This window comes from Enterobacter cloacae complex sp. IR5402 (assembly GCF_049238125.1).
GTDB lineage: Bacteria > Pseudomonadota > Gammaproteobacteria > Enterobacterales > Enterobacteriaceae > Enterobacter > Enterobacter hormaechei_C.
In genome coordinates this window covers 566,925-591,087 of record NZ_JBMKHO010000001.1, presented here as the reverse complement: position 1 = coordinate 591,087, position 24,163 = coordinate 566,925, and the positions used below count along the sequence as shown (strand labels likewise).

Genomic DNA, 24,163 nt, shown 5'->3' with positions numbered 1-24,163 from the left:
CACACAAGGATTGATATGAAACTTTGGCTATCGGGTTTGGCTCTTCTGACGGTGGCGACCACCGCACAGGCTGAAAACTTCCGCATCGTGCAGTCTCCTGCGCAGAAGCTGGATATCTGGATCGACAACATTAAAGACAATACGCCGCAAAGCTGGTGTAAGGCGGACGTTGCGCTGCGTATCGTGGCGAACGGCAAGAAAGAGGTTTCGGTTCTGGAAAACTTCGTGCCGCGCCTTGGCTCGCTGCTGGAGCACCAGTGCAGCAAGCTGAATACCCTGAACTGGACGCTTAACGATCCGGAAGGCACGACGCTTGCCCGGGGCACAGCGGCTAAAGCACAGGACTGGGCGCTGGTGGTGAAACAGCAGGAAACGACGGCGGCAACGACCACCACCTCAGGCGCGCTGCTGCCGCCTGACCAGAATCCGGAGACGCACACCGTGGCGGCAGATCGTACGCCATGGCAGGAGTTCACCCTTCAGGACGGTTGCCACCTGCGCACCTTCTGGGAGGGCGGTTCCTCCGCGCCGGCGCTGTTTATTCCGGATTCCGACACCACCCGCTGCGGCAACGGTAGCTGGCTCAGCGGCCACACCGTGGTGACGCAAAATCGTAACGGGGCGCAGAAAGCGATTCCGGTCACCTACATTCACGGCTTCCCGGTGATGGGACTGAACAACGCGGTCGATCCTGAAAAGGCGCTGATCACCTCCGTCAACAAAGAGCGCATGGTCTTCAGCACCCCGAACAGCGACCAGAGCTGGATGATCCTGCCGTACGACAGCACTCTGAACGGCTGGAAGAGCAACGGCACGGTGGCGGTGGAAATCACCCGTGAGATCGCCAGCGACGACGCCAGACTCCAGGCGCGTATCGCAGAGGTGAAGAAGATCTGGAGCGCATGGGTTGCACCGGGCGCGGAGCTGAACGTTGTTCTGATTGACACGCTGCGTCCGCAACTGCGCGATCCGGCAGTGGGCGCCTGGCGCGCGGCGAATTAAGGAGGGGCTATGAATACGCTTTATCAACGTCTGGCGGGTGAGTCGATTAGCGACGCGCTGCTTCGCCTGGAAGCCGAAATCAAAGCTCGTCCGGCGGATGCCGATCTGCGCGCCGCGTTTGTGCAGTTTCTGATCCTCAGCGGCAACTGGGCGCGCGCCCTGACCCAGCTGAAGAGCTGGCTGGCGCTGAAGCCGCAGGCAAAACCAACCGTAACGCTGCTGGAGCAGGCCATTCAGGGTGAACAGCAGCGGGCGCGCGTGTTCGCGGGAGAGGCGCGACCGGCAATGCCCGAGGCGCAGTGGCCGTGGCTGTCGACGTTAGCCCAGGCGCTGACCGAACGCGCCGGGCAAGCGCAAACGCTGCGCCTGGAGGCACTCGAACAGGCCCCGGCAAGCCGCGGGCAGGTCACGCTGGAGAATGAAGAGAGCCACACCTTTGAATGGCTGATGGACGGCGATGCCCGTCTGGGGCCGGTGTGTGAAACCCTGGTCAATGGCCGCTATTTCTGGGTGCCGTTCTGCGCCATCGATGCGATCCGTTTTCAGGCTCCGGCCAGCGTGACCGATCTGGTGTGGCGTCATGCGCTGGTCCGCCTCACGGACGGCACCGAGCAGGTGTGTCAGATCCCGGCGCGTTATCCGTTTGCTGACGGGGCGCCAGACAGCGTTAAGCTGGGGCGCACCACCGAATGGCTCCCGCTCGACGACGACGGTGTCCTGTATGAAGGCATGGGGCAGAAAGCCTGGCTGAGCGAGCAAAGCGAAAGCCCGCTGCTTACCCTGAGCCTGGTGACATTTACCTCGGATGGTGCGGATGAGTAATACCGCTGGCGAAGGCGATCTGCTGCGCAGCGGCTGGCAGGCCCGCAGCAGGCAGGAGAAAGTGGGGGTGCGGGACAAAATGCAGCCCTCACTGCTGGATCGCCTGACGGATAACGATCCGGAAAAAAAACGCGAGTCCGCCAACAGCAATCTGATTACCCACGCCGCGCTGCGTCGTAACGTCCTGCGGGATTTACAGTGGTTGTTTAATACCATCAACCACGATGCCTCCAGCGATCTGAGCGGGCTGACGCAGGTGAGCCGTTCCGTCGTTAACTTCGGCGTCGCGCCGCTGGCGGGGAAAAGAATGTCTGATATCGAATGGCACGACATTCAGCGCAAGCTCACCGAAGCGATTATTAACTTTGAACCGCGGATCCTGCCGCAGGGGCTTCAGGTTCGCTGCGTGTCCGATACCTCCTCGTTAGATCTGCACAACGTTCTGTCTATCGAAATCAAAGGCCGCCTGTGGTGCGTGCCGTATCCGCTGGAGTTTCTCTTTCGCACCGACGTCGATCTGGAAAACGGCCATTTTGAACTGAAAGATGCGGGGTAATGATGGAAAGCAAACTGCTCGAATATTACAACCGTGAACTGGCCTATCTGCGCGAGATGGGCGCGGAGTTTGCCGAACGCTACCCGAAAGTGGCGGGGCGGCTCGGCATGCGCGGCATCGAAGTGGCGGACCCGTACATTGAGCGCCTGATGGAAGGTTTCGCTTTCCTGACCTCCCGCGTGCAGATGAAAATGGACGCCGAATTCCCGCGCTTTTCACAGCGTATGCTGGAGATGATTGCGCCAAATTATCTGGCGCCTACGCCGTCGATGGCGATCGCTGAAATTCAGCCCGACAGCAGCCGGGGCGACCTGAGCAAAGGCTTTATTGTGCCGCGCGGCACCATGATGGACAGCCTGGCGCTGAAAAAAACCGGCGTTACGTGCAGCTATACCACGGCGCATGAGGTCAACCTGCTGCCGTTAAAAATTGAGCGGATCGAGCTGGGCGGCGTTCCCGCCGATCTGCCGCTGGCCCAGCTCGGCCTGAGTCAGCGGGGGATCAGCAGCGCCTTACGGGTCCGCATTGCCTGCGATGGCCCGCAGCATCTCGGGCACCTGGATTTTGACCGCCTGGAGTTCTTCTTAAGCGGCCCGGACATCGAGGCGCTGAAGCTGCTGGAGCTGGTGATGGAGCACCACGCGGGCATCGTCTGCCAGACGGTCAGCAAGCAGCCCCAGCGCCAGCTGCTGTCGTCTGACGCCCTGCGTCAGGAAGGCTTTGATGCGGACCAGGCCCTGCTCCCGGACGATCTGCGTAACTTTGACGGCTATCGCCTGTTGCAGGAGTACTTCGCGTTCCCGGCGCGTTTTCGTTTCATCAGCCTGAGCGGGCTGGGCAAGTTGATCCAGCGCTGCGAAGACGAAAAAGCGTTTGATATCTTCATTCTGCTCGACAAGAGCGACGATCAGCTGGAGCGCGTGGTGGATGCCAGCCACCTGGCGCTGCACTGCACGCCGGTGATCAACCTGTTCCCGAAAGTGGCGGCCCGGCAGAAGCTGAGCGAAAGCCAGCATGAATACCACCTGGTGGTGGATAACATCCGCCCGCTGGATTATGAAATTTATGCCGTGAAAAAAATCTATGCCAGCGCGGATGGTCAGCGGGACGACCAGACGTTTCGTCCGTTCTGGAGTACCTGGAGCGGGGACGCGGGCAACTACGGCGCCTATTTTTCCCTGCGCCGTGAGCAGCGCGTTCTCTCCGAACACGCGCTGCGCTATGGCACCCGCACGGGCTATATCGGCTCGGAGGTCTTCGTCTCGCTGGTGGATGCGCAGCACGCGCCGTGGCAGGAAAACCTGCGCTATATCTCCGCCGAGGTGCTGTGCACCAGCCGTGACCTGCCGCTGATGCTCCAGCAGGAGCTTGGGCAGTTTATTATGGCCGACTCCATGCCGGTGAAGGCGTTAACCCTGCGTAAAGGCCCGACGCCGCCGCGTCCGGCACTGGCCGAAGGGTTCAGCACCTGGCGGCTCATCAGCCAGCTGCAAATGAACTACCTCAGCCTGATGGACAGCGAAAACGAAGAGGGCGCTGCCGCGCTGCGTCAGCTGTTAGGGCTATACGCCAACCTCGCCGAGACGCCGGTTGCCCGTCAGGTGGATGGCGTTCGTCACTGCGTGCTGGAGCCGGTGCACCGCCGCGTGCCGGAACCCGGCCCGGTGGTGTTCGCCCGCGGGATCGGCATCACCCTGACGGTGGACGAACGCGCCTTTTCCGGCGCCAGCCCGTGGCTTTTCGGCAGCGTGCTGGAGCGCCTTTTTGCCCGCCTGGTCTCCATCAACAGCTTTACGGAGTTCACGCTCAAGAGCCAGCAGCGCGGCGAAATCGGCTACTGGGCGCCTCGTATGGGTAAAAGGGCGCTGGTATGAGTGAAGTTGCCCCTGCAACGCTGCGCGTGCATCGCCTGACGCCGCTGCCCGATGCGTTCTGGCGCGGAGTGCGCGAGACGCCGTGGCGCTACGATCTGTTCCAGATGTTAAGACGCATTGATGCCCAGGGCGGCGAGCGTTACCCGCTGGGGCGCGCACCGCTGCCTAAATTTGAGCCGCTGCGTATTGGTCAGCAGCCTTCAATGGGCTTTGCGCCGTCAACGGTTGCTGAGGTCCGGCAGCGGGAAGAGAACGGACTGCATGAGGTTTCCATTCTGAGCTTCGGCCTGTTTGGTCCTAACGGCCCACTGCCGGTGCACATGACTGAGTATGCCCGCGAGCGTATTCATCATCATCAGGATCACAGCCTCAGCGCGTTTGCCGACCTCTTTCACCACCGCCTGACGCTGCTGTTCTACCGCGCCTGGGCGGACGCGCAGCCTGCCGTTTCACTGGATCGCGACGACAACAGGCGCTTCGAAGGGTATCTGGCATCGCTGATTGGCATGGGGCAGCCTGCCCAGATGTCGAAAGGCAGCCTGAGCGCGCATGCCCGCTTTACTCACGCCGGGCACCTGACCCGCCACGGGCGGGACCCGGAAGGGCTGGAGAAAATCCTGCGCAACTATTTCAACGTGCCGGTCAGGCTGGTGGCCAACGTCCCGCAGTGGATGCCGCTCTCAACGCGGGAGCAGGCACAGCTGGGTGAGGGGCGTCGCCTGCCGCGCATGGGAGAGTCCGCTTTTCTCGGCATTGCGGTACGCGACGTGCAGCATAAATTCCGGCTTGAGATTGGCCCGTTGAGCGCAGACGACTACAACCGTTTTCTGCCGGGCGAAGGATGGGTGACCGAGCTGCGCGACTGGGTGCGACAGTACGCCGGGGTGGAATTTGAATGGGAAACACGGGTGATCCTGCGCGCCGATGCGGTGCAGGGCGCCACGCTCGGCAGCGCCGGGCGATTAGGGTACAACACCTGGCTCGGCCTTCAGCCTCAGCCTGTTCCGCGTGGCGATCTGGTGTATCGCGCAGAGCGATAATCCTTCCTTATACCGAATCATTGTTAATGGAAACTAACATGTCAGAAATTAGCCGTGCCGTGCTTTTCGGCAAACTGGATACGCTGTTATTTACCTCTCTGGAAAGCGCGACTGCCTTCTGTAAGCTGCGCGGCAACCCGTACGTTGAGCTGGTGCACTGGCTGCATCAGCTGATGCAGCAGCAGGATGGCGATCTGCAACAGGTCATCCGTCACTTCGCCCTTGATGAACAGCAGCTGACGCGCGATATCGTGGCGGCGCTGGATGCCCTGCCGCGTGGCGCGAGTTCCGTGTCTGATCTTTCCGAGCATATCGACAGCGCCGTCGAGCGCGCCTGGGTCTACGGCTCGCTGAAGTTTGGCGTCAGCCGCATCCGCGGCGGCCATTTGCTGATCGGCATATTGAAAACGTGGAATCTGGCTAACGTGCTGAAAAGTATTTCGGCGCAGTTCACCCGTCTTAACGTTGAGGTGCTGGTCGAGCAGTTCGACGCCATTTGCGCCAGCAGCAAAGAGAGCCAGCAGGCCGCCGCCGCTGCGGACGCGCCTGCCGGGGCAGTACCGGCTGCGCAGGGCACGCTGGCGCAGTATGGTCAGGATCTGACGGCGCGCGCCCGGGAAGGCAAGATTGACCCGGTGGTGGGGCGCGATGAAGAGATCCGCCAGATGGTCGATATCCTGATGCGTCGTCGCCAGAACAACCCCCTGCTGACCGGGGAAGCCGGCGTCGGGAAAACCGCAGTGGTGGAAGGGCTGGCGCTGCGTATCGCCGACGGCGACGTGCCGGAGCCGCTGCAAAACGTTCAGCTGTGGCTGCTGGATATCGGCATGCTTCAGGCCGGAGCGGGCATGAAAGGGGAATTTGAGGCGCGCCTCCAGGCGCTGATTAACGAGGTGCAGTCCAGCGCCACGCCAATTATTCTGTTTATCGATGAGATCCACACCCTGATTGGCGCAGGCGGACAGCAGGGCACCGGCGATGCCGCTAACCTGCTCAAGCCAGCCCTGGCGCGCGGGCAACTGCGCACCATCGGCGCGACCACCTGGGCGGAATACAAAAAATACATTGAGAAAGATCCTGCGCTGACCCGCCGCTTCCAGACCGTACAGGTTCACGAGCCGGATGAAGCGAAAGCCGTACTGATGCTGCGTAGCACCGTGTCGCCGCTGGAAACCCATCATCAGGTTTTACTCCTCGACGAAGCGGTCAGCGCGGCGGTGAAACTGTCGCATCGCTATATCCCTGCGCGTCAGCTACCGGATAAAGCGGTGGCGCTGCTGGATACCGCCTGCGCGCGCGTGGCCGTCAGCCAGAGCGCGCCGCCTGCTCAGCTGGAAGACTGTCTGCGTCACCTTGCTGCGCTTGACGTGGAAATTGAGATCGCAGAACGCGAAGCGCGCGTGGCGGCCGGTGATGCCGAGCGCGTCACGGCATTACGCGCCGAACGCGACGCGTATGAGACAAAACGCGAAGCCCTGGCCGAGCGCTGGGAAGAAGAACGCAGCCTGGTGCAGGAGATTATCCGCCTGCGCGCCGCGCTGTTCGCGGCGGGCGAGGAAGATACCGCTGAGCTGCGCGGCAAGCTGGCGGAACAGCAGCAGGCGCTGAAAGCCTTACAGGGTGACGAGCCGCTGCTGTTTGCCGCGGTGGATGAAAACGTGGTTGCCGCGGTGGTCTCTGACTGGACCGGGATCCCGCTGGGCCGGATGGTGAAAAACGAGATCGACGCGGTTCTGAACCTTGCCGACACGCTGAACCAGCGTGTTATTGGCCAGCGTCACGGTCTGGATCTGATTGCCCGCCGCGTGAAAACCTCGCGGGCGAAGCTTGATGATCCGAACAAGCCGGTGGGCGTCTTTATGCTGTGCGGTCCGTCCGGCGTCGGTAAAACCGAAACCGCGCTGGCGCTCGCCGAATCCCTGTACGGCGGCGAGCAGAACGTCATCACCATCAACATGAGCGAGTTCCAGGAAGCGCACACCGTCTCCACCTTAAAAGGTGCGCCTCCGGGGTACGTAGGGTATGGTGAAGGCGGGGTATTAACCGAGGCCGTCCGCCGCCGTCCATACAGCGTCGTGCTGCTGGACGAAATTGAAAAAGCGCACCCGGACGTGCACGAGATCTTCTTCCAGGTCTTCGACAAGGGCTGGATGGAGGACGGCGAAGGGCGTCACATTGATTTCCGTAACACCATTATTATTCTGACCTCTAACGTCGGCACCGACCTGATCGCAGCCATGTGCGCCGACCCGGAACTGATGCCGGAGCCTGACGCGTTAAGCGGCGCCCTGCGCCAGCCGCTGCTGGAGGTGTTCCCGCCTGCACTGCTGGGCCGCCTGCTGGTGGTGCCGTATTACCCGCTGAGCGACGAGATGCTGGGGCAGATTGTGCGTCTTCAGCTCAGGCGCATTCAGCGTCGTCTGGAAGAGAATCACAACATTATTTCTGAATTTGACGACAGCGTGGTCGAACAGATTGTTCAGCGCTGTACCGAGGTTGAGTCGGGCGGGCGTATGGTGGATGCGATTCTGACCAATACGTTGCTGCCTCAGATGAGCCAGATTTTACTTACCGCCAGCCGCAGCGACCAGCAGTACCGACGTCTGCATGTCACCTGCGAGCAGGGCGAGTTCCACTGTCAGTTTGCCGCGTAATAATCATCAAGAGAACTGTAAAAGATGACGGATAATGATAACAATCGGACTGTCCCAAACGCGCTCCCGGTCGGGTACCGTTTCAATGAGTTTGAGATAAAAGAGGTGATTGGCGGCGGCGGATTCGGCATCGTCTATCGCGCCTGGGATCACCAGCTCGAACGCACTATCGCTATCAAAGAATTTATGCCTTCCTCCCTCGCCGTGCGCGGCGAGGATATGACGCTGGTGCTGCGCAGCGAGCGCTTCGGCAAAGCGTTTTCTGCCGGTCTGAACAGCTTCATCCAGGAAGCCCGCCTGCTGGCGCGCTTTAACCACCCGAACCTGCTGCACGTACTGCGTTTCTGGGTGCAAAACGACACGGCCTATATGGGGACGCTGTTTTACAGCGGTACCACGCTGTCGCGTCTGCGCGAAGAGAAACCGGAGCTGATTAACGAGGCGTGGATCCGCCGCATGCTGCCAATGCTCTTCGGCGCCATCAAAACGATCCACGACGAGGGTTATCTACACCGCGACATCTCGCTGGATAACATTCAGATTCAGGATAACGGCCTGCCGGTGCTGCTCGATTTCGGATCGGCGCGCCGCACCATCGGTAATCTCTCGGATGAGACGGAAACCATGCTGCGTCCGGGCTTCGCGCCTATCGAGCAGTATACCGACGACAATGAAAGCGAGCAGGGGCCGTGGACGGATATCTACGCGCTCGGCGCCGTATTGCGCACCCTTATCGTCGGCTCACCGCCACCGGTCAGCGTGGTGCGTTCGATTCAGGACACCTGCAAACCACTGGTGGAGCTGATGCCGCAGGGCTATTCCATTCCGCTGCTTCAGGCCATCGACAAGGCGCTGGCGCTGCATATGGAAGACCGTCCGCAATCCATTGAGGAGTTTGCGGCGCTGATCGAGATGCCCGTCGCCGGTATTGACGAGGTGTTGACCGCGAAGAAGACCGGCACGATGCTGGTGCCGGTGGAAAAGGAGGCATCTGCTTCCGCGCTGGACTGGCGACGTTACAAGCTTCCGGGGCTGGTGGCCGCGGGCGTGCTGGTTGGGGTGGTTGCCGGTGCGATGCTGTTCGGCGGCGGCAGTCAGGAAACGCCAGAGCAGACGGCGCAAACCCCTGCCGTGAGCCCTCCGGCTGAGACCTCATCCCAATCGGAAACCAGACCGGCAACGGCAGACGTGAGCGAGCCGGTAGCGCCACCTGCTACGGCGCAGCAGAGTGCGCCGCCTGTCGACGCCAGCCCGGTCGCGCTGGTCTACATCCGCATGCTTGATGGCGAGACGCTGAAGGTGAACGGCGAGTCTAAAGCGCTGCGTCCGGGGAATAACGGTTACGCATCGCTGAAATTGCCTGCGGGCGAGACCCGCATTGAACTGGAAGGCAATGGAAGAACGCGTACCCAGACGCTGGATATTGCGAAGCCAGGCACCTGGCTGGTGAATCCGTAAGCCTGCGGGTAACAGGACGGAGCGAATGTATAACATCAAGTTTGTCTATCTGTTCCACGAGAACGTCTCGCCAGCGCTGTTTGCGAAAATAATCCGCCCGTCCGTTGCCGGACAGTGGATTATGTCGGTTCCCGACCATTCGCTGCGCTCACTCTTCACGCGCTACGATCTGCTGCGCACGATCACCGGTGCGAATCCTTATCAGTCCGGGCGCGATACCCGTACGCTGGTCGCGCAGGATTTAGAGATGGGCAGAGTGGTTGCCATTGACGAAAGTTTTCGTGACTGGTCATCAGTAACGGAAATTTTTTATATCAACGCCAAAGGGCAACTCCAGGCTGCCTCGCTGGTCGGCCTGGGCTGGTATCCGGTGAGTACAATTGTTGACCGCTACGAAACTATGGTGAGAACGTACGGATCTCGCCCTGCGCCAACGGTACTGCCAAAACAGGTGGTGAAATCTAAAACGGCACAGGTGCCGGATGAACCTACTCCGGGCAAGGACGGTAAAACCTATGCCGGGCAGCTACAGAAGATGACCAAAGCAGAACGCTGGCAGGCGCGTAAAGATCTGATCGCGAAGGGGAGCAATAGCCTTTATCCGGATGCCCAGATCGCCGCGAAACGTCTGGCGGCGAATAATATCGCGGTGGAAAAAGCGAAGCTTGCGGAAAATATTTATAAGACCGTGAACCCGCTGGAAACCACACCGGGCGTGCCGGAGGGATGGACGGATATCAGTAATGACGATGCGCTGTTAGGAAAGTTCGGGCTGAACAAATCCATGCTCTTTGACGATGATACGTCCCCCAATTTTCTGGCGCGCGTCTATCAACCGAAGCCGGAAGTGTTTGGTGCAGATATGAACCCCACGCTGGTATTCAGGGGATCGCGCGAGCCTGGCTTCGCCTCTCTGTCTGAGAATGTCTCCTCTCTACTGACCAAAGGGGAACTGGCGCCGGTGGTAAACGGGGCTGACTGGTCGAATAACTTCTCACAGGGCATGGGTATGGCTTCAGATTATTATAAAAAGGCCGTGAGTATCGGTAAGGAGCTGGCAAGGTCAGGCCAGAATATTGATATTGCCGGTCATTCCCTTGGCGGTGGTCTCGCCTCTGCAACCTCTATGGGCAGCGGGAAAGCGGGGTGGACGTTTAACGCCGCCGGCCTCAATGCCGGAACCGTAGAAAAATACGGCGGTAAGATATTAGGCAGTACGGATAATATCCAGGCGTATCGGGTTGAAGGTGAACTGCTGACGAAGATTCAGGAAGTTAACCCCTGGGAAGATCTGAAAACGATGAAAGGGCATGTCCCTTCGTGGATCCTCAAAGAGGAAATCTCTGCGCTGAGCCCTAATGCTGCCGGAATACCCCATGACCTTCCCGGTGGAACCGGAAGTGCGCTGGACCGCCACGGGATTAATCAGGCGATTGATTGCATAGAGCAACAGAAGGATGAGGATATTTCGATAATCGGGAGTCGATTGTGAAAAAAGGGTTGATGGCTTTTGTCGCGTTATGTTTTTTATTCATGATTCAGGGGTGTAAGCAGGATATGGACCTTAATCCACAGGACTACTTCAGCGGTCAGCAGCTTGAACTGGCGAAAGCGATTGAAGAAGGCGATGTCGACGCGGTGAAGACGCTTGCACCAGACAGCGATCTTAATAAACCGGGAAAGCAGGATATGACCCTGCTTTTTTGGGCCATCGGCAACGCGATTAATGATAAAAAGACATCGCCCCATTTAAAGGTGATTACGTTGCTTGTTAAGGCTGGCGCAGATCCGCTCCAGCCTCGACCGCAGGGAAAAAGCAGTCCTGCCGAATTTGCCCTAAAGGGAGACAGTGCGGACTGGATCGACGCGATGCTGGACGGTGGCCTCTCACCCAACGTGAAAGATAAGGTTTTCCACGAACCCATCATCTTCCAGTCGCTAAAAGCGAAAAATACAGAGACGCTGGAAGCCATGCTCGATCGCGGTGCTGACGTCAACTCAACCAACTCACTGGGTAAAACGCTGGTGTTTGATGCGCTGGATAACCAGGCTTACGATCATGTCTTGTTGCTGCTCGATCGTGGAGCGGATCCGTCAATTAAGGCCAAAAATGGCTGGTCGATGAGCAATGCGCTCGCGGACGCGCTTAATGGACTCGAGCGAGGCAGTGAGCAATACGAGAAATTAAACGAAATAAAAGAGAAGCTCATCCAGAAGGGGGGCGAATGGCCACCCGCGCCGGTTAAGTGATTGCTCAACTGTCATGAACGCCAGAGATAAGGTTTTCGTTTTCTGGGGATGCATGGATGCCCTGGCCGTTGTCTTATATTGTGCCCAGTCCATGCGGCATGATAAGATCCCTTTTATTTCCGATATACACGCCTTCAGTACGGTTGTGAACACGCTGTCTGCTGGTGGGTATAGCGCTCTGGTTATTCTTTTCTTTATTCTCGATTTTTTGTTGTTGCTCTCTTTTATTGCCTCAGCATGGTGCTTCTTCGCCCGGAATTTATACGCGAGCAGACTGGCACTCTACCAGGAAATACTGCGTCTGGTTGGGTTTCGCTACTCAGTTTCCCTTTTTCCCCTGGTGTTAAGTTTCACGGGCGTGATGAATGTCTGGCTAAATGGATTTTTATTCATTTTGTCAGAGTTTCTGAAAATCTATTTCCTGTGGATTTATAAATATGAAGGGGAAAGGCCCCCGGTTAAAGAGTAAGACGGCCAATAACCAGAACATTCACGTTTAAAAAGCCTTGCGTTAAAAATATTCTCAGCATAAACCATTACGGAATAAAGATTATGCTCAACCGAATTACCGTTCAGCTCCCGGTTGAGGGGCTGCTTTTCTGGAAACTCTCCGGCCGCGAGGCGATGTCCGAGTCGTTCGCGCTGACGCTGACTCTGCTCGGCACGGATGCGCGCATTGACCGCAGCAGGCTGCTCGGTCAGCCGGTCACAGTGACCATCCCCACGCAGAGCCTGCTTACTCCCCGCTATATAAACGGCAAGGTGACGCGCGTGGCGGTGAGCGCCGTTGAGCTGACGGGCACCCGCTACGCGGTGTACCAGCTGACGGTGGAGCCGGACCTGTGGCCGATGAAGCGCGACCGCAACCTGCGTATCTTCCAGGGCCAGACGGTACCGCAGATTGTCAAAACCCTGCTGGGTGAGCATCAGGTTAACCTCGAAGACAAACTCACCGGCAGCTACCGGGTGTGGGACTACTGCGTGCAGTATCAGGAATCGAGCCTGGACTTCATCAGCCGCCTGATGGAGCTGGAGGGGATTGCGTACTACTTCAGCCACGAGGCGGACAAGCATACCCTGGTACTGACCGACGCCGCCACCCAGCACCAGCCGTTCAGCGGCTATGAGGTCATTCCTTACCATCAGACGCCGTCCGGCGGCAGTACGGACGAAGAGGGTATCAGCCAGTGGGCGCTGGAGGACAGCGTGACGCCGGGGATTTACAGCCTCGATGACTATGACTTCCGCAAGCCGAACGCGTGGCTGTTCCAGGCCCAGCAGAACCCGGCGTCACCGAAACCGGGCAGCATCGACGTGTACGACTGGCCGGGGCGCTTTGTGGAGACGGGCCATGCGGAATTCTACGCCCGCATTCGTCAGGAGCGCTGGCAGGTGGAGCATCAGCAGATTCAGGCGACGGCCACGGCGGCGGGCATTGCGCCGGGCCACATCTTTACCCTCACCAACGCGCCGTTCTTCAGCGATAACGGGGAGTATCTGGTCACGGCGGCGGGCTACCATTTCGAGGAGAACCGCTACGCGAGCGGTGAGGGGGAGACCATTCACCGCACCGATTTCAGCGTCATTCCGGCATCGGTGTCCTACCGTCCGGCGCAGAGCACGGCGTGGCCGCGCACCTACGGCCCGCAGACGGCGAAAGTGGTGGGGCCGCAGGGGGAGAGTATCTGGACGGACAAATATGGCCGCGTGAAGGTGAAGTTCCACTGGGACCGCCTGGCGAAGGGCGATGACACCAGCTCCTGCTGGGTGCGCGTGTCGAGCGCCTGGGCGGGCCAGGGCTACGGCGGGGTGCAAATCCCGCGCGTGGGCGATGAGGTGGTGGTGGACTTTATCAACGGCGACCCGGACCGTCCGATCATTACTGGTCGCGTGTACAACGACGCGAGCATGCCGCCGTGGGCGCTGCCGGCTGCTGCGACGCAGATGGGTTTTATGAGCCGCAGTAAGGATGGCCACAAAGATAATGCCAATGCCCTACGATTCGAGGATAAGGCTGGGCAAGAGCAGATCTGGATTCATGCTGAAAAAAACATGGACACCGAGATCGAGAACTGCGAGACACATGACGTAGGGGTAGACCGTAAAAAAATTATCGGCCGGGATGAGCACGTAACGGTTAAGCGTAACCGGGACGTGAACGTGGGGGCGAATTCAACCAGCAACACGGGTAATCAGCACAAATTCAATGTAGGTAAAAACCAAACCGTATTGACTATGGATAAAGAGGGAAATGCTCTGCTGGAAGCGACAACCTCGATTAAGTTAAAGGTGAATGATAACTACATTCTTATCACGCCATCGACAATTGAAATTATCGTTTCCGAAGGGACACTCAAGGCTGAGAGTATTACTGTGGCATCCTTCAAAGGGACGGAGTTGACGAAGTTAGGCGGCGGAATAAATGCCGAGATGAAAGCTAATGATACTCTTCATCTCAATGGTACAAACCTGACAGATATTAAAGGCGCTGTTGTTAAAATTAACAGCTAATATGTAGAAGGATTTTTGAACATGGGACAGCCTGCCGCCAGAGCGACCATAGATGTCAGCGCACATTCGGGGCCAATTCAGTCGGGAAGCCCGGACGTCATCATCGGTGGTTTTCCCGCCGCTCGAAAGGGTGATACGTTATCCTGCTCGACGCACGGCAGCGGTATTATTGTGGGGGGCTCCGGTACTGTCTTCGTTAACGGTATGCCACTTGCACGTCAAGGAGACAAGACGAAGTGTGATGTTAGCGGCTCACCGGCACCTGCCATACCGAAAGCAGCAGCACCTCAATATTGGGGGGGCACGCTGGCGAAAAATGCCGGCGAAGATGGGATGATGCACGGCGAACATTTTGATGCTCGTGTTCTGGGTGCGTACGCCAGCCTCGAAGATAAAAACCTCAACGGTGATTTTGATACCGCTTCAGCTGGTTTTGCGTTGGCGGATATTACAATTGGGAATATGAAAAGTAAGGATCTGCTACGGGCAGAAATGCGTAATAAACTCGCCGTCGCCAATGCGACGGGGTCTCTGTATGGTGGCGGCAACGATATTTATGGCTTGAATGCGAATGCCGCTGCGACAGGTGAGCAATACGGTGGTTCGGTTGCTGCGGGTAAAGAAGGAACGTTGTATGGTGGAGTATCAGGGGATATAACTATTGGTACAGCAGAAGCTAAAGCCGTATTAGAAGTTTATACCGGCAATGATGGGAAGTATGGTTTGACTGCTGACGCCGGTGCGGAAGCGAAAGGAGTGAAAGGCGAAGTTTCGGGTAACCTTGATATTCTGGGCATCGTTTCCGGAGAAGCAAAAATCGACGGTAGCTTTGGGTCTGCTGGTCTCGCGGGAGGTGGAAGCGCTTTCTGGGACACTAAAGATTATTCCGTTAACGTCAGGGTGACTGGTGGGGCTGCAGGGCTTGTAGGGCTTAAGGGTGATGCAAGTCTGAAAGTGGCATTTAAGCCTATACTGGATTTCTTTGACTATTTGTATGGCGAAGAGGATGAGCCAGCCGTCACCTCTGTTCCGACAGAAAGCGGGGATGGGACAATTATTACCGGGTGTGTTACTGTTTTGATAGGCGATTAAGGGATGTGAGAGGACAATGAAATAATGAAATGGGCTGGCTTAACGATTTTTATTTTAATCACTTTGATCTATATCTGGAATGGAAAAGATCTGTATACAAAAGAAGAATGGCGTGGCTTTGGAATAAAATTCATTTCAGTACTGATTGGTGCATTTGTATTGGTCATTGTTTTGGTTGGCTTTTCTAAGTTCATCCCGTTGCTTACCAGAGAAACTGCACGATCACTATCAGTAATAATACCAGCTTCCTTTATGGCAGTGCTTCTGTCGAAGTTTTTTGTCGTGATGTTGAATAATATTTTCGATATTATTATGCGATTCCACAAGCGCTATAACACTGCAGCAAACTATACAAAATTATTATCACTATCTGGTAAGTATGGGGCAAAATTACGCCTGGTAGTAAAGTGTCTAGCCTCGTTAGGCTGTATCTTAATGTTCTATGGTATCTGGTTTGGCAGCACTGTCTGAGTTGAAGAGGTTTTATGAACACTGGTAATAATTATGCTTTTCCCATCGTCTCAACCGCAAGCAATGAAGAGATTAAGGCGAACTACTGGAAATGCCTGTATACCTCTGCTGATAAAAAAATGCTTCAGTACTGGGTGATTTTGCCAAATCGTGTTAAGCCAGCTGAACTGACCCCGCAGCACCTTCCTGAGGTCGGCTTGACTAACTTGGGTCGCTATGCCACCGATGATGCGCAACCCTATATGGAAGTTTGGGCCGCTTATGAACGCTGTCAGTGGGAGATGAATCCCTCTGATTGGCTGTTTAATAAACTGGAACTGATGGGCGAGAAAGTGTTGAATCAGCGCTTAATTGCGCATCCTTCCGGTAGTGGCCTTTTTGCAGATGTGCTAACTCTCAAAACGCACTCGTCCGGCGACGAGGTCATTTCACGTTATACCGTACAGAAAGATTACAATCCGCAAGAAGGAGGCGGAAATTATTTCCTGATTAAAGCGGCCTGTGCCGCTCGCGACTACCCTGCGCTGGCGAATGATATTTACTTTACTGTAGTGAACTGGGATTTACTGCATCGTAGTAACTTGGTTCTGGCTGAACTGCTTAAGACCGTGAACCTCAGTGCTAAAAACAGCAGTGGATTTAAAGTACCGGAATCCTGGCAGGTGAATCCCCTTACAGAAACGCGCCTGGTGGTCGAGCACTCGTTTGATGGCATTAACTACGGTGTCATTAATCTTTGCTTTTTTTCGCAGGAGATGTTGTTTACCGCGCAGGATGTTTTTAGCGTTTCGATTAAACGGTTTCACGATCGAGAACCTGCCGTTACGCTTAAGACTGAAGCACTTGCTACTATTCCAAATGAGTTTAATCCATCCCTCGGAAAAACACTGTGGACATGCCGGGGGGAAATGTTCAGCGCAGAGGAAGAAATGCGCGCTGTTTACCAGTGCTATATTTTTAGCGTGGGCAAAGTCTGGTGCTATGCAGAACTGATTGGCAGACACCGTAACTATCATGATTACCACTTCGAGGCGAATAAACGCTGCCTCGAAATCATCCTGTCAACATTCCATATAGAAAATGTCTAATCTTTGACTCGATATTCAGGACAAATTCATGCGTACGCGTAGCTTTTCTTTTTTTAGATGATCGGTGACTTTGTCGGTTTCCCTGCCCTGTCAATATCATCTCCACCATAAACCGTCACTATCAGGAATCGAGCCTGGACTTCATCAGCCGTCTGATGGCGCTGGAGGCATTGCTATGCCGATATCCGTCAGGAGCGCAGGCAAGTAAGTCGGGCATCAGAAAATTCACACCACCACGGCGGCAGTGGTTACGCCAGAGCACGCTTTCAAAGATTCTTTCAAGTGAAAAGGATATATTTAAGTTGGATCATGAATAAAGAAAATTATACCGCGCTGGATTATATCAATGATGCTATTGATGAAATTAATAGTCGATTAGAGCAATATCCTCCATTTCTTTATATGTTATGGAGAAGAATCAGTAAGATTATATTAAATCTATTCTTATTGGTGTTGAAAAATATAAAAGTAAATTACACACATTGAATCTCGGAGTGCGTGCGTCCAAAGAGTTTGATACTACTGATGACGAAATTTCTCAGCATTGTCCAATGCTAGGTATATAGCTTCGCAAATGGGACAAGGATTTAAGATTATTCTTCCTCATGAGCAAGGCGTAGAATACTTAAAAAGGCAAAAAAGATATCGCAAGTGATGCGCAGTCTTTGATTACAATCTCCCTTCTTCAAATTAATCAAAGATTTTTTGGTATGAGAAAAGATGAATAATGGTCTGTCATATGACCCCCCCTGTTGCTCTATTTAAAGGGTGTGTGATGCAAGATCTTCACAGTAAAGACTCAGTAATCAATCATTATGCCGATCGTTATCAATGTTATATGCCAATTGATGTCCGTAATGGATTAAGAAGCAATAGTATAGATGCGTCGAATTCATCTCTCCCATGGGATGTAACATTACCTTTAGTCACGACTGAAGATGTTTCACGTGATAAAGCGCTTGGGGCGTTTGTGGGATTGGCTGTTGGGGACGCCGTCGGCACCACTCTTGAGTTTAAGAAAAGAGACAGTGAACATGTAGCAGATATGATTGGTGGGGGACCTTTTCAATTAAAACCTGGTGAATGGACAGATGATACGTCCATGGCATTATGTCTGGCAGAGACTTATCTTTCAGAAAACAGAATGCACACCGATGTGCTTAGAAAATATCTCCTGAAATGGTATCTTGACGGAGAGAATAGCAGTAATGGTCGGTGCTTCGATATCGGCAATACGACGCGGTTCGCGCTTGAACAGTATATGCGTGTCGGACCTTCCTGGTATGGTAATACAGAGAAACACACTGCTGGTAATGCTGGGGTTATTCGTCAAGCACCGGTATCTATCTTTCGTCGAAAATCACTGCGTGCGATTTACTTCGAATCACAGGCTCAGAGTCGAGCAACGCATGGCGCGGTAGAATCAATTAACGCATGCCAATTTCTCGGATTGGTATTGCACTATTTAATCAACGGTTATCAAAAAGAAGAAGCTTTTTCGCCTCATGTTTTCCCACTGTGCGCGCGTGTAATGATCATAAACGCGGGTGAGTATAAGCAAAAAACTCGCGACCAGATTCGTTCAAGTGGTTATGTTATCGATACGCTTGAGGCTGCGATGTGGTCCGTATGGAATACGGATAATTTCCGTGATGCCATTCTGCTGGCAGCCAACCTTGCCGATGATGCTGACAGCGTTGCGGCGACGGCGGGACAAATAGCGGGGGCGTTGTATGGTTATTCCGCTATCCCGCAGGACTGGAAAGATAAACTCGTACAACACGAACGTATTGCCACAATGGCGGGTAAACTATTCGATAGAGCACCTGAGGATAATTTTTTATAGTTAGAATTACCAAGGGTAAGCGAGGGCATATGATGACTTGCGATCAGGTATGGAATTTTTAGTTAACTGAATCTACTGCAATGAATGAAATGACAATGTTTGGTTACGTTGATAGAGCATTAACTTTAGCACAGAAAAGATATGCAGACGTCAAGAATCGTGATCCCCAATCCCCGCTTTTGCAAATGTACGACTCTATTGTACAACAATTATTATTTCTACGGGATTTAATCGAAGGCAAGGAAAAGGATAGAGCGAAATTATGGGATATGACGTTCGGTATGTATGCAGGGAAGGAGTTTGATCATTCTGATGAGTTGTTTTTTGAAAGGTTGTCAGATGCCTGGTTTATTGTGGATCAAATCCGCCGAGGGTTAAAGGTTAGGCTGCCGCATGAGGTCGATACCAACTATAATAAAAAGAAACAAAACCTCATGAAGAAATTCCCTGATGAATTTTAGTATTTCATATGAATAATATTTTTTATTATGGGTGAAAGGTGATTGACTTACATGCTGATTTAAATGCCTTGTTAAAATATGTTGATAGATATCGTAAATACTTACCCATTAGCAGACCTTCAGTCCAGCGAAGGATGCAGTATACGTATGATAATAAGCCATTAGAGTCATCCTCAAATAGTGATGTACAAAAACAATGGGATTTACCACCACCATGTAATATCTCACTAGCGCAATCACGGGATCGTGCGGTAGGTACGCTTATTGGTCTTGCTGTTGGAGATGCTGTAGGTACGACGCTCGAATTTTTGCCTCGTGACAGAGCATACGTCAAAGATATGACAGGAGGTGGGCCATTTCAACTTCGTGCAGGCGAATGGACGGATGATACATCCATGGCATTATGTCTTGCGGAAACGCTTCTTGAGAAAGGCGATGCTGATACTATATGTTTCAGGAATAAGCTTCTGGAATGGTATCAGCATGGTTATAACAGTTCAAATGGCGTCTGTTTTGATATAGGTAATACAACGCGATTTGCTTTAGAGCAATATTTAACAATTGGCCCAGGATGGAGCGGCAATACTGCTCCAGAAACTGCGGGTAATGCTTCCATTATCAGACAAGCCCCTGTCTCTATTTTTTTTAGAAAGTCATTAAGCAAAGCGTTTTATGAAGCTAAAAAACAATGTATCGCAACACACGGTGCCGCGGAAGCAATCAATAGCACGCAGTATTTAAGTTATTTGCTTGTGCATATGATTAACGGTAGCAATAAAGATTTTGTTTTTTCTCCGCACGTTATGCCGCTTCAGCCACGCGTAATGATTATCAACGCGGGTGAATATAAGCAAAAAACTCGCGATCAGATTCGTTCAAGTGGTTATGTTATCGATACGCTTGAAGCCGCGATGTGGTCCGTATGGAATACGGATAATTTCCGTGATGCCATTCTGCTGGCAGCCAACCTTGCCGATGATGCTGACAGCGTTGCGGCGACGGCGGGACAAATAGCTGGAGCATTATATGGTTATTCCGGTATTCCGCAGGAGTGGAAAAACAATCTTGTACAACATGAACGTATCGCCAAAATGGCTGGTGAATTGTTCGATAGAGCCCCCGAAGACACTTTCTTATAACTGTTTATCTCAATGAAACTACAGGAAAAGTAGTTTTATTTTGTGGCAAGCGAAGTCAATCTTACAGCTACTCATTATCACATCAACGGCGTTTCCGCTTTGCATACTGAGATGAGTTAACTTCTGGCACTGAGATTCGTCCATAGTGGAATAAAGATTATGCTCAACCGAATTACCGTCCAGCTCCCGGTTGAGGGGCTGCTCTTCTGGAAACTCTCCGGCCGCGAGGCGATGTCCGAGTCGTTCGCGCTGACGCTGACCGTGCTCGGCACAGACGCGCGCATTGACCGCAGCAGGCTGCTCGGTCAGCCGGTCACGGTGACCATCCCCACGCAGAGCCTGCTTACTCCCCGCTTTATCAACGGCAAGGTGACGCGCGTGGCGGTGAGCGCCGTTGAGCTGACGGGCACCCGCTACGCGGTGTACCAGCTGACGGTGGAGCCGGACCTGTGGCCAATGAAGCGCGACCGCAACCTGCGTATCTTCCAGGGCCAGACGGTGCCGCAGATTGTCAAAACCCTGCTGGGTGAGCATCAGGTCAACGTTGAGGACAAACTCACCGGCAGCTACCGGGTGTGGGACTACTGCGTGCAGTATCAGGAATCGAGCCTGGACTTCATCAGCCGCCTGATGGAGCTGGAGGGGATTGCGTACTACTTCAGCCACGAGGCGGACAAGCATACCCTGGTACTGACCGACGCCGCCACCCAGCACCAGCCGTTCAGCGGCTATGAGGTCATTCCTTACCATCAGACGCCGTCCGGCGGCAGTACGGACGAAGAGGGTATCAGCCAGTGGGCGCTGGAGGACAGCGTGACGCCGGGGATTTACAGCCTCGATGACTATGACTTCCGCAAGCCGAACGCGTGGCTTTTCCAGGCGCAGCAGAACCCGGCGTCACCGAAACCGGGCAGCATCGACGTGTACGACTGGCCGGGTCGCTTTGTGGAGACAGGGCATGCGGAGTTCTACGCCCGCATTCGTCAGGAGCGCTGGCAGGTGGAGCATCAGCAGATTCAGGCGACGGCCACGGCGGCGGGCATTGCGCCGGGCCACATTTTTACCCTCACCAACGCGCCGTTCTTCAGCGATAACGGCGAGTATCTGGTGACGGCGGCGGGCTACCATTTCGAGGAGAACCGCTACGCGAGCGGTGAGGGGGAGACCATTCACCGCACCGATTTCACCGTTATCCCGGCGTCGGTGTCCTACCGTCCGGCACAGTCCACGGCGTGGCCGCGGACCTACGGCCCGCAGACGGCGAAAGTGGTGGGGCCGCAGGGGGAGAGTATCTGGACGGACAAATACGGTCGCGTGAAGGTGAAGTTCCACTGGGACCGTCTGGCGAAGGGCGATGACACCAGCTCCTGCTGGGTGCGTGTGTCGAGCGCGTGGGCGGGCCAGGGCTACGGCGGGGTGCAAATCCCGCGCGTCGGCGATGAGGTGGTGGTGGACTTTATCAACGGCGACCCGGACCGTCCGATCATTACTGGTCGCGTGTACAACGACGCGAGCATGCCGCCGTGGGCGCTGCCGGCTGCGGCGACGCAGATGGGCTTTATGAGCCGGACAAAAGACGGTTCCGTGGACAACGCCAACGCCCTGCGCTTTGAGGACAAGGCGGGCGCAGAGCAGGTGTGGATCCAGGCCGAGCGCAACATGGACACCAGCGTTAAAAATGATGAAACGCACACCGTTGGCGGCGCGCGCAGCCATTACGTGAAGAAAAATGAGCTGCATCGCGTGGAGGCTAATCAGATCCAGGCCGTGAAAGGCGGAACCGAGATCCTTACGGGTAAAGGCAAGCTGGATGCAGCGGTGGAGCAGTACGTCATTGCTTCCGGGACGAAGCTGCGGCTGGTCTCGGGCGAGAGTGCTATTGAGCTTAACGCTAACGGCAAAATTAACCTGATCGGCAAAGAGTTTAACTTCTTTGTGGAAGGGGATGGGTATATCACCACAGGCGGTAAGCTGCATCTGAATACGTCGGGCACCAAGCCGGGCACAACGGCGCCGGGATCGGGGCATAAAGGGGATATTGATGCGGCGGTGCAGGAGAAGTTTTCTCCGAATAAAAGTGCTAAGAATCCGGCTCCCGCAGCTTCAGCGCCAGCAGCAACCAGACCAAAACCAACAACAAAATTTGCATCAGCGCCACCATTAAAAGGGAGTTACGTCTATCAAAATAATTCCTACAACTCTGATGTGATGCCCTTCAGTGAAGATGTAGTTAAGGAAATCAATAAGTCACCAACGCTTCAGACACAATTAAAAGATCTAAAAGATAAAGGGTGGGCTATTCAGCCGGGAGCAGCAGGAGGGGGGAGTTACGCTGATACGAATAACAAATTGATTGTCATGGACCCTGAACACATGGAAGATACAGCCACAACGGTGCAAACTCTGGCACATGAGGCAGGGCATGCAACTTATCCTGTTGCGGTAGATTCTTCGAGTAAGGAAAGCTTCATCAACAGCCAGCTTATGGATGAAGGTGGAGCAACGCTGAATAACATTAAAATACAACGCGAGATCCTTGCAAACGGCGGTATTGATATTGATATAGCGGGAAGTGCCGAAAACCTAAAAGCATATAATTCTGCCTATGATAAAATGGTAAGTGGTGAGTTATCTCGCATTGATGCAGCCAAAGCAATAGGAAAAGTGTATGGTAAAGGCGAAATAGCCTCAGGGACTAATCTAAATTATAATGATTACTATGGAGGATTCTATGGAAAGTAGGATGATTAAAGCTACATTCCTCATTGTTCTTCCACTATTTTCAATATTTACCTATGCAGGGCATAATAAAATGAATCAAGATTCGTTGTGGCAAATGATTAAAGAAATGAAATCAGTGTGGGGTAAACAAGTTGAGGATGTCAGTAAACTGTTTAACCAACCGCTGATTAATAATACACAGGAGAAAGAAGACCGTTATACTTCAGCTCCCTTTACGTTAACTGATGGCACACGGATCAGTAATGTGGATGTTCGTTTATGGGGAAATGGTGATAACAGCGTATCTTTGGTTTCTTTCGTAGTTAATCAACCATGTATTACTCTTGATCAAGTCAAATCTCATTTTCCGGATCTGAAATTGTCTAATATCCCTCGCGGAAACACGCCGGGACAATCAGTTGGATATCGCACCCCTACCGATGAACGCGGGCTGGCATGGGCATTTAGCTTTCCAGTTCTGAATCAGGAATGCCTGGGCAGGGTAGTTATGTCACGCTACGAACAATAAGTTGCGAGGCAATTTTACGGGCTGTGAAAGAAGATAATTATCAAACGGCTAATAATATCGCTGCCCCTAAAGTTTTTGCGGAAAAAAAGAAAGTGCTAACGTTCTAATGATCATATTTCTCTGAGTCGCTAAGCAGTAATTAATATTGGCGGTATAAATTTTAGCGCTTTTAATTTTATTTTTCTAATAAATCATCCCGAGTTCACTTATGAAATACACCCTCCAGGAAGGTTCCTTTACCCTTTTTCCTGCCGCCTGGCAGGACAACAGCATGAACATCATTCGCGATGACGAAAGCGGGCTGTCCGTGGTAGTCAGCCGCGGCGTCATCCCGGATGGTAGCGATTACGAACAAGAGTTCCACCTTCAGTGGGAAGTCCTGCGCCCTCAGATGGGGGAGATCGCCCAGAGCGAATTTCAGCACGTAAAAGCCGGGCCAGACGGAAACATTAGCGGACTGGAAGTTGAGACCACCTTTGACCGTAACGGCCAGCGCCTGTGGCAAAAACAGCTGGCCGTGCAGACGCCGGGCAAACCGGTACTGATGATTTTTACCCTCTCGGCCTTAAAAGCCTTTACGGAAGAGGACGAGGCGCGCTGGAGCGCACTGAAGCAGAGTCTGACGCTAAACGACAACCGGAATGTGTAA

21 protein-coding genes are annotated in these 24,163 nt (G+C 54.1%); all 21 read left to right on the top strand.

Annotated elements, in window-relative coordinates; genetic code table 11:
- Window positions 1–15 precede the first annotated feature (15 nt).
- The 21 genes from ACOTXL_RS02870 to ACOTXL_RS02770 all read left to right on the top strand — a co-directional run bounded on the left by ACOTXL_RS02870 (window position 16) and on the right by ACOTXL_RS02770 (window position 24,163).
- On the top strand, window positions 16–1,002 hold the full coding sequence (locus ACOTXL_RS02870; RefSeq protein ID WP_023314307.1) for a hypothetical protein: 987 nt from the start codon (window positions 16–18) through the stop codon (window positions 1,000–1,002).
- A gap of 9 nt (window positions 1,003–1,011) precedes the next feature.
- Window positions 1,012–1,824: a type VI secretion system accessory protein TagJ gene (locus tag ACOTXL_RS02865; protein ID WP_045347056.1), complete on the top strand. Its 813-nt coding sequence runs from the start codon at window positions 1,012–1,014 to the stop codon at window positions 1,822–1,824.
- Window positions 1,817–2,380 carry a type VI secretion system baseplate subunit TssE gene (gene tssE / locus ACOTXL_RS02860; RefSeq protein WP_045350781.1) on the top strand — a complete coding sequence of 188 codons (564 nt, stop codon included), beginning with the start codon at window positions 1,817–1,819 and terminating at the stop codon, window positions 2,378–2,380. Before ACOTXL_RS02865 ends, tssE begins: the two co-directional genes overlap by 8 nt.
- A gap of 2 nt (window positions 2,381–2,382) precedes the next feature.
- Window positions 2,383–4,254 (top strand): type VI secretion system baseplate subunit TssF, encoded by a 1,872-nt coding sequence (tssF, locus tag ACOTXL_RS02855; protein WP_032628408.1) that lies wholly within the window; start codon window positions 2,383–2,385, stop codon window positions 4,252–4,254.
- Entirely contained in the window at window positions 4,251–5,294 is a 1,044-nt protein-coding gene (gene tssG / locus ACOTXL_RS02850) for a type VI secretion system baseplate subunit TssG (protein WP_045350780.1), read from the top strand. Before tssF ends, tssG begins: the two co-directional genes overlap by 4 nt.
- 38 nt (window positions 5,295–5,332) lie before the next feature.
- Entirely contained in the window at window positions 5,333–7,948 is a 2,616-nt protein-coding gene (gene tssH, locus ACOTXL_RS02845; protein WP_045350778.1) for a type VI secretion system ATPase TssH, read from the top strand.
- Between the two features lie 24 nt (window positions 7,949–7,972).
- Window positions 7,973–9,406 carry a serine/threonine protein kinase gene (locus ACOTXL_RS02840; protein ID WP_045617713.1) on the top strand — a complete coding sequence of 478 codons (1,434 nt, stop codon included), beginning with the start codon at window positions 7,973–7,975 and terminating at the stop codon, window positions 9,404–9,406.
- Between the two features lie 25 nt (window positions 9,407–9,431).
- Window positions 9,432–10,898, top strand: coding sequence for a hypothetical protein (locus ACOTXL_RS02835; RefSeq protein WP_045350776.1), 1,467 nt, complete (start codon window positions 9,432–9,434; stop codon window positions 10,896–10,898).
- An 11-nt stretch (window positions 10,899–10,909) separates the two neighbouring features.
- Complete coding sequence (locus ACOTXL_RS02830; protein WP_032661818.1) at window positions 10,910–11,656, top strand: ankyrin repeat domain-containing protein; 747 nt, start codon at window positions 10,910–10,912, stop codon at window positions 11,654–11,656.
- 52 nt (window positions 11,657–11,708) lie between these two features.
- Window positions 11,709–12,125, top strand: coding sequence for a hypothetical protein (locus ACOTXL_RS02825; protein WP_228041302.1), 417 nt, complete (start codon window positions 11,709–11,711; stop codon window positions 12,123–12,125).
- Window positions 12,126–12,208: 83 nt separating this feature from the next.
- Window positions 12,209–14,167 carry a type VI secretion system Vgr family protein gene (locus ACOTXL_RS02820; protein ID WP_058998918.1) on the top strand — a complete coding sequence of 653 codons (1,959 nt, stop codon included), beginning with the start codon at window positions 12,209–12,211 and terminating at the stop codon, window positions 14,165–14,167.
- A gap of 21 nt (window positions 14,168–14,188) precedes the next feature.
- Window positions 14,189–15,259, top strand: a complete 1,071-nt coding sequence (locus ACOTXL_RS02815; RefSeq protein ID WP_032609462.1) for a PAAR domain-containing protein — start codon at window positions 14,189–14,191, stop codon at window positions 15,257–15,259.
- Window positions 15,260–15,283: 24 nt separating this feature from the next.
- A complete protein-coding gene (locus ACOTXL_RS02810) occupies window positions 15,284–15,730 on the top strand; it encodes a hypothetical protein (RefSeq protein ID WP_023314298.1) in 447 nt (148 codons plus the stop codon).
- A 14-nt stretch (window positions 15,731–15,744) separates the two neighbouring features.
- Window positions 15,745–16,818 carry a hypothetical protein gene (locus ACOTXL_RS02805; RefSeq protein WP_023314297.1) on the top strand — a complete coding sequence of 358 codons (1,074 nt, stop codon included), beginning with the start codon at window positions 15,745–15,747 and terminating at the stop codon, window positions 16,816–16,818.
- Window positions 16,819–17,300: 482 nt separating this feature from the next.
- Entirely contained in the window at window positions 17,301–17,384 is an 84-nt protein-coding gene (locus tag ACOTXL_RS02800; RefSeq protein ID WP_230687821.1) for a hypothetical protein, read from the top strand.
- Window positions 17,385–17,593: 209 nt separating this feature from the next.
- On the top strand, window positions 17,594–18,664 hold the full coding sequence (gene tri1, locus ACOTXL_RS02795; protein ID WP_045337769.1) for an ADP-ribosylarginine hydrolase Tri1: 1,071 nt from the start codon (window positions 17,594–17,596) through the stop codon (window positions 18,662–18,664).
- Window positions 18,665–18,744: 80 nt separating this feature from the next.
- Window positions 18,745–19,125, top strand: a complete 381-nt coding sequence (locus ACOTXL_RS02790) for an immunity protein Tsi6 family protein (RefSeq protein WP_022651396.1) — start codon at window positions 18,745–18,747, stop codon at window positions 19,123–19,125.
- 38 nt (window positions 19,126–19,163) lie between these two features.
- Window positions 19,164–20,264, top strand: a complete 1,101-nt coding sequence (tri1, locus tag ACOTXL_RS02785; protein WP_032634185.1) for an ADP-ribosylarginine hydrolase Tri1 — start codon at window positions 19,164–19,166, stop codon at window positions 20,262–20,264.
- Between the two features lie 159 nt (window positions 20,265–20,423).
- The gene (locus tag ACOTXL_RS02780) at window positions 20,424–23,006 is read left to right on the top strand and encodes a type VI secretion system Vgr family protein (protein WP_058998916.1); all 2,583 of its coding nucleotides are present in this window, start codon (window positions 20,424–20,426) and stop codon (window positions 23,004–23,006) included.
- Between the two features lies 1 nt (window position 23,007).
- On the top strand, window positions 23,008–23,514 hold the full coding sequence (locus ACOTXL_RS02775) for a hypothetical protein (protein WP_223831766.1): 507 nt from the start codon (window positions 23,008–23,010) through the stop codon (window positions 23,512–23,514).
- Between the two features lie 208 nt (window positions 23,515–23,722).
- The gene (locus ACOTXL_RS02770) at window positions 23,723–24,163 is read left to right on the top strand and encodes a DcrB-related protein (RefSeq protein ID WP_045351216.1); all 441 of its coding nucleotides are present in this window, start codon (window positions 23,723–23,725) and stop codon (window positions 24,161–24,163) included.

What these genes read in the sequence shown, in the direction of transcription:
- ACOTXL_RS02870 (WP_023314307.1), top strand. Translation starts at nt 16, where the DNA reads ATGAAACTTTGGCTATCGGGTTTGGCTCTTCTGACGGTGGCGACCACC.
- ACOTXL_RS02865 (WP_045347056.1), top strand. Translation starts at nt 1,012, where the DNA reads ATGAATACGCTTTATCAACGTCTGGCGGGTGAGTCGATTAGCGACGCG.
- tssE (WP_045350781.1), top strand. Translation starts at nt 1,817, where the DNA reads ATGAGTAATACCGCTGGCGAAGGCGATCTGCTGCGCAGCGGCTGGCAG.
- tssF (WP_032628408.1), top strand. Translation starts at nt 2,383, where the DNA reads ATGGAAAGCAAACTGCTCGAATATTACAACCGTGAACTGGCCTATCTG.
- tssG (WP_045350780.1), top strand. Translation starts at nt 4,251, where the DNA reads ATGAGTGAAGTTGCCCCTGCAACGCTGCGCGTGCATCGCCTGACGCCG.
- tssH (WP_045350778.1), top strand. Translation starts at nt 5,333, where the DNA reads ATGTCAGAAATTAGCCGTGCCGTGCTTTTCGGCAAACTGGATACGCTG.
- ACOTXL_RS02840 (WP_045617713.1), top strand. Translation starts at nt 7,973, where the DNA reads ATGACGGATAATGATAACAATCGGACTGTCCCAAACGCGCTCCCGGTC.
- ACOTXL_RS02835 (WP_045350776.1), top strand. Translation starts at nt 9,432, where the DNA reads ATGTATAACATCAAGTTTGTCTATCTGTTCCACGAGAACGTCTCGCCA.
- ACOTXL_RS02830 (WP_032661818.1), top strand. Translation starts at nt 10,910, where the DNA reads ATGGCTTTTGTCGCGTTATGTTTTTTATTCATGATTCAGGGGTGTAAG.
- ACOTXL_RS02825 (WP_228041302.1), top strand. Translation starts at nt 11,709, where the DNA reads ATGGATGCCCTGGCCGTTGTCTTATATTGTGCCCAGTCCATGCGGCAT.
- ACOTXL_RS02820 (WP_058998918.1), top strand. Translation starts at nt 12,209, where the DNA reads ATGCTCAACCGAATTACCGTTCAGCTCCCGGTTGAGGGGCTGCTTTTC.
- ACOTXL_RS02815 (WP_032609462.1), top strand. Translation starts at nt 14,189, where the DNA reads ATGGGACAGCCTGCCGCCAGAGCGACCATAGATGTCAGCGCACATTCG.
- ACOTXL_RS02810 (WP_023314298.1), top strand. Translation starts at nt 15,284, where the DNA reads ATGAAATGGGCTGGCTTAACGATTTTTATTTTAATCACTTTGATCTAT.
- ACOTXL_RS02805 (WP_023314297.1), top strand. Translation starts at nt 15,745, where the DNA reads ATGAACACTGGTAATAATTATGCTTTTCCCATCGTCTCAACCGCAAGC.
- tri1 (WP_045337769.1), top strand. Translation starts at nt 17,594, where the DNA reads ATGCAAGATCTTCACAGTAAAGACTCAGTAATCAATCATTATGCCGAT.
- ACOTXL_RS02790 (WP_022651396.1), top strand. Translation starts at nt 18,745, where the DNA reads ATGAATGAAATGACAATGTTTGGTTACGTTGATAGAGCATTAACTTTA.
- ACOTXL_RS02780 (WP_058998916.1), top strand. Translation starts at nt 20,424, where the DNA reads ATGCTCAACCGAATTACCGTCCAGCTCCCGGTTGAGGGGCTGCTCTTC.
- ACOTXL_RS02775 (WP_223831766.1), top strand. Translation starts at nt 23,008, where the DNA reads ATGATTAAAGCTACATTCCTCATTGTTCTTCCACTATTTTCAATATTT.
- ACOTXL_RS02770 (WP_045351216.1), top strand. Translation starts at nt 23,723, where the DNA reads ATGAAATACACCCTCCAGGAAGGTTCCTTTACCCTTTTTCCTGCCGCC.